This window comes from Mesorhizobium sp. M7D.F.Ca.US.004.03.1.1 (genome assembly GCF_003998635.1).
In the GTDB taxonomy this organism is placed as follows: domain Bacteria; phylum Pseudomonadota; class Alphaproteobacteria; order Rhizobiales; family Rhizobiaceae; genus Mesorhizobium; species Mesorhizobium loti.
On the sequence record NZ_RZQG01000508.1, the window covers coordinates 1 to 4,394 of the forward strand.

4 protein-coding genes and 1 pseudogene are annotated in these 4,394 nt (G+C 62.9%); 4 read left to right on the forward strand and 1 reads right to left on the reverse strand.

Annotated elements, in window-relative coordinates; genetic code table 11:
- The 4 genes from EN935_RS24050 to EN935_RS24065 all read left to right on the forward strand — a co-directional run.
- A partial coding sequence (locus EN935_RS24050) for an ATP phosphoribosyltransferase regulatory subunit (protein WP_206534555.1) occupies window positions 1-172 on the forward strand: 172 nt, incomplete at its 5' end.
- A complete protein-coding gene (gene hisG, locus EN935_RS24055) occupies window positions 169-867 on the forward strand; it encodes an ATP phosphoribosyltransferase (RefSeq protein WP_127373674.1) in 699 nt (232 codons plus the stop codon). The genes EN935_RS24050 and hisG, both read left to right, overlap by 4 nt.
- Window positions 868-942: 75 nt before the next feature.
- Window positions 943-2,715, forward strand: coding sequence for an AMP-binding protein (locus EN935_RS24060; protein ID WP_127265573.1), 1,773 nt, complete (start codon window positions 943-945; stop codon window positions 2,713-2,715).
- A gap of 216 nt (window positions 2,716-2,931) precedes the next feature.
- Window positions 2,932-3,888: a calcium:proton antiporter gene (locus tag EN935_RS24065; RefSeq protein WP_245469011.1), complete on the forward strand. Its 957-nt coding sequence runs from the start codon at window positions 2,932-2,934 to the stop codon at window positions 3,886-3,888.
- 48 nt (window positions 3,889-3,936) lie between these two features.
- Here the strand turns inward: EN935_RS24065 and EN935_RS24070 are convergent.
- A pseudogene (locus EN935_RS24070) lies at window positions 3,937-4,394 on the reverse strand (LysR substrate-binding domain-containing protein); the annotation flags it as partial.

The following is a 4,394-nucleotide window of genomic DNA, read 5'->3' on the forward strand; positions in this document are numbered from 1 at the left end:
CTACACCGGTCTGGTTTTCGAAATCGCGGCCGACAATGGCGACCGGCCGCTGGCCGGTGGCGGCCGCTATGACCGGCTGCTAACCTTGCTCGGCGCGAAAACGCCGATCCCCGGCGTTGGCTTTTCCGTCTGGCTCGACCGCATCGAGGCATTGCGGGAGATGGCGCCATGATCACGCTGGCGGTTCCGTCGAAAGGCCGACTGAAGGAACAGGCGCTGGAAGTGCTGGCCAAGGCCGGGTTAGCTGTCAGCCTGCCCGGCGACGAGCGCAAGTACCACGCCCGCGTCGAGGGCCTGGACAATGTCGAAGTGGTGTTCCTGTCGGCTTCCGAAATTGCCGGCGAGATCGGCCAGGGCGCCGTCGATCTCGGCATCACCGGCGAGGACCTGGTGCGTGAAAACCTCGCCGACTGGGAGACGCGCGCCGAAATCGTCGCTCGTCTCGGCTTTGGCCATGCCGATGTCGTGGTTGCCGTGCCCGACATCTGGCTCGACGTCGACACCATGGCCGATCTCGACGACGTCGCCGCCGACTTTCGCCAGCGTCATGGCCGTCGGCTGCGCATTGCCACCAAATACTGGCGATTGACCCAGCAATTCTTCTCGCAAAAACACGGCATCCAAGTCTACCGCATCGTCGAGAGCTTAGGTGCCACCGAAGGCGCGCCGGCGGCCGGACTGGCCGATGTCATCGTCGACATCACCACGTCAGGCTCGACGCTGCGCGCCAATCATCTCAAGGTGCTGGGCGATGGCCTCGTCCTGCGCTCGCAGGCCTGTCTCGTGGCGTCGCGCAAGACACGTGTGGCAGCCGATGAAGCGGTCCTGCGCGATATTGCCGCCAGGATGGCATCCCCGGCCGCATAGACCCCAGTACCATCGGCGGGATTTCCTACATCCCGGCAGGCTGATAGGCTCGGCCAGTCCCGGGAGGAGAGAGCGATGCCAGTCAATCTCGACGAGCTGAAGAACGCCACCAATTTGCGCGGACGCGGAGCGCGCAATGGCGGCACCTTCGTGGCACCCGTCGACGGCAAGGCGCATGTCTCAGGCGAGCGCACGGTGCCGCTGCTCAACAAGACAATTCCCGCGCTGTTTTCCGACACAGCCAGCAAATATGCCACGCAAGACGCCGCCGTCTTCGTCGACCAGGACAAGCGCTTCACCTGGAGCGAACTGTCGGACACGGTCGACGCGCTGGCCGCCGGCTTCCTGGCGCTTGGCCTCGAAAAGGGCGATCGCGTCGGCATCTGGTCGCCCAACCGCTGGGAATGGCTGGTGACGCAATTCGCCACCGCCCGCATCGGCCTGATCCTGGTCAACATCAACCCCGCCTATCGGCTGACCGAGCTCGACTACGCCTTGAACAAGGTCGGCTGCAAGGCGCTGGTCACGGCGGCCAAATTCAAGACCTCGGATTATCTCGGCATGATCGAGGCGCTGGCGCCTGAGATCGCGAAGGCCACGCCGGGCAAGCTCAAGGCGCAAAAACTGCCGGCGCTGAAGATCGTCATCCGCATGGGCGACGAGAACTCGCCCGGCATGTTCAATTTCGGCGACGTGCTGGCCATGGCCGGCCGCGACGAGCATGACAGCCTCGACCGCATCTCGGAGGGGCTGAAGCCCGGCGACGCCATCAACATCCAGTTCACCTCAGGCACCACGGGCGCGCCCAAGGGCGCGACGCTGACCCACAACAACATCGTCAACAACGGCAATTTCGTCACCTCGGCGATCAAGCTGACCGTCGACGACCGGCTCTGCATCCCGGTGCCGCTCTATCACTGCTTCGGCATGTCGATGGGCACGATGGGCTGCGTGTCGAAAGGCGCCACCATGGTATTCCCGGGCGAGGGGTTCGATCCCGGCGCGACGCTGAAGGCTGTAGCGCAGGAACGCTGCACCGGGCTCTATGGCGTGCCGACCATGTTCGTGGCGCTCCTCGATCACCCGGATTTCCATTCCTTCGATCTCTCCAGCCTGCGCACCGGCATCATGGCCGGCTCACCCTGTCCGATCGAGGTGATGAAGAAGGTGGTGTCGCTGATGCATATGGAAGAAGTGACCATCGCCTATGGCATGACCGAGACCAGCCCGGTCTCATTCCAGAGCGGCGTCGACGACCCGCTGGAAAAGCGCGTCTCGACCGTCGGCCGCATCCACCCTCATGTCGAGGTCAAGGCGGTCGACGCCGATGGCGCCACCGTCGCCGTCGGCGCGCCGGGCGAGCTTTGCACGCGCGGCTATTCGGTGATGAAGGGCTATTGGGACGACGAGGAGAAGACCCGCGAGGCGATCGATACCGACGGCTGGATGCACACCGGCGACCTCGCCACCATCGATGCCGAGGGCTATTGCAACATTGTCGGCCGGGTCAAGGACATGGTCATCCGCGGCGGCGAGAACGTCTATCCGCGCGAAGTCGAGGAATTCCTCTACCGCCATCCCAAGGTCAGAGAGGTGCAGGTGTTCGGCATTCCCGACGCCAAATATGGCGAGGAACTCTGCGCCTGGATCGTGCTCAAGCCCGGCCAGATCGCCACTGAGCAGGAGATCAAGGCTCTCTGCGCCGGCCAGATCGCCCACTATAAGGTCCCGCGCCACATCCGCTTCCGCACCGAATTGCCGATGACGGTGACCGGCAAGCCGCAGAAATTCCTGATGCGTCAGGCGATGGTGGAAGAGCTGGGACTGGTGGCGCAGAAGACGGCCTGAACGGGTGAACGCTTTGATCTGTCGGTGCGCGAATGCAGCCAAGGTTCGCAGAAACGCACAGGGGCTTGCATGAGCGGTTTCGGACGATCGGTGACTTCTTATGCGATGCCGCTGGCCGCCTTGGTGATGGCTGTCGCCGTCAGAGCCAGCGGGCTGTCGGTAGACGTAGGTTCGCCGAGCACCAGAGTCCTTGTCGGAGCGCTTTCGAGTGCGATCATGTTCGTCACCATTTTCGTCGTGCTCGACCACGCCGAGGCGGTAGCTCGGCGGGTAGGGGAGCCGTACGGCACGCTGGTGCTGACGTTTGCCGTCACGGCGATCGAAGTGTCGATCATTGTTTCCATGATGCTGCATGGAGAGAACAACCCGACGCTGGCACGGGAGTCCGTCTTCTCGACGGTGATGATCGCATCCACCGGCGTTGTCGGCATGTGTCTCGCGCTTGGCGGCTGGCGTCATCGCAAGCAGGCCATCGTGCGGCAAGGGACCAGTGCCTATCTGGCGGTTCTGATCGCGCTGACCGTCATGACGCTTATTCTGCCGACCTACACCCAGACCACGGATCCCGGCACGTTTTCGGCAGCCCAACTTGGTTTCGTCAGCGTCCTTTCAGTGCTGCTCTATGCAAGCTTCGTGTTCGCGCAGACCGTCCGGCACCGGGAAGACTTTATCCAGGGACAACCACACGGCGTTTCGGTGCGCGCTGCCCCTCACGAGAACGTCTCTGCCAGCGCTCTGTTGCTGATGGTCGGCCTGATCGGAATTGTCATGCTCGCCGAGCAGGTCGCGGCAAGCGTCGAAGATACGCTCGTTGCCTACCAGGTGACCCAGGCTGACAGCATTGTGGGGGCAATGATCGCGGGGCTGGTGTTGATGCCGGAGGCCATTTCGGCGGTGCGCGCTTCACTCAACAACGAGCTGCAGCGCGGCTTGAATGTCGCGATGGGTTCGGCTTGCGCCACGATCGGCCTGACCATACCGGGAGTCGCAGCCGCCAGCCTGCTGACGGGGAGAGGACTGACCCTGGGGCTGCCGGCTGCTGATGCGGTCCTTTTGGTCTTGGCGCTTTTCATATGCAATGTAAGCTTCAGTACTGAAAGAACGACGTTCTTGACCGGAATGGTCCATCTTGTAGTATTTTTTACTTATGTATTTCTGATATTTATACCATGAGAGCTTTGGTGCAAGCGAAGCGCCAAGGGGGCGGCATCCTTCGTTACCTCAGACCGCGGATTTGAGGTGGTCGATAAAGGCGCGCAGCTTCGGCAGGATTTGGCGTTTGCCGGGATGATAGAGGAAGACGCCCGGTGTCGTGGCGGCGACGCCGTCGAGCACCGATTTGAGTTTTCCCTGGGCTATCGGACCTTCGGCGACGGGTCGCGGCACCTGTGCCAGCCCAATGCCCTGCATCGCGGCCCCGAGCAATGTCGGATAGTCGTGCGCGATCAGCGGGCCTGAGACCATCGCTTCGATCTCCCCGTTGCCGTCGACGAAGGACCAGGGCGCGATGGCGCCGTTTGAGCGGCGCAAGCGCAAGCAGGCGTGGTGGCGCAAGTCCTCGACACGCTCGGGGTGGCCGTGGTGCTCGAGATAGTCTGGGCTGCCGACGATCACGAACGAACGACGGCGTCAGCCGCACAGCGACCATGTCGGGCGCGATGAACTGGCCAAGGCGGATG

Excerpts from the sequence above, each read along its gene's own strand:
- hisG (WP_127373674.1), top strand. The coding sequence starts at position 169 with ATGATCACGCTGGCGGTTCCGTCGAAAGGCCGACTGAAGGAACAGGCG.
- EN935_RS24060 (WP_127265573.1), top strand. The coding sequence starts at position 943 with ATGCCAGTCAATCTCGACGAGCTGAAGAACGCCACCAATTTGCGCGGA.
- EN935_RS24065 (WP_245469011.1), top strand. The coding sequence starts at position 2,932 with ATGTTCGTCACCATTTTCGTCGTGCTCGACCACGCCGAGGCGGTAGCT.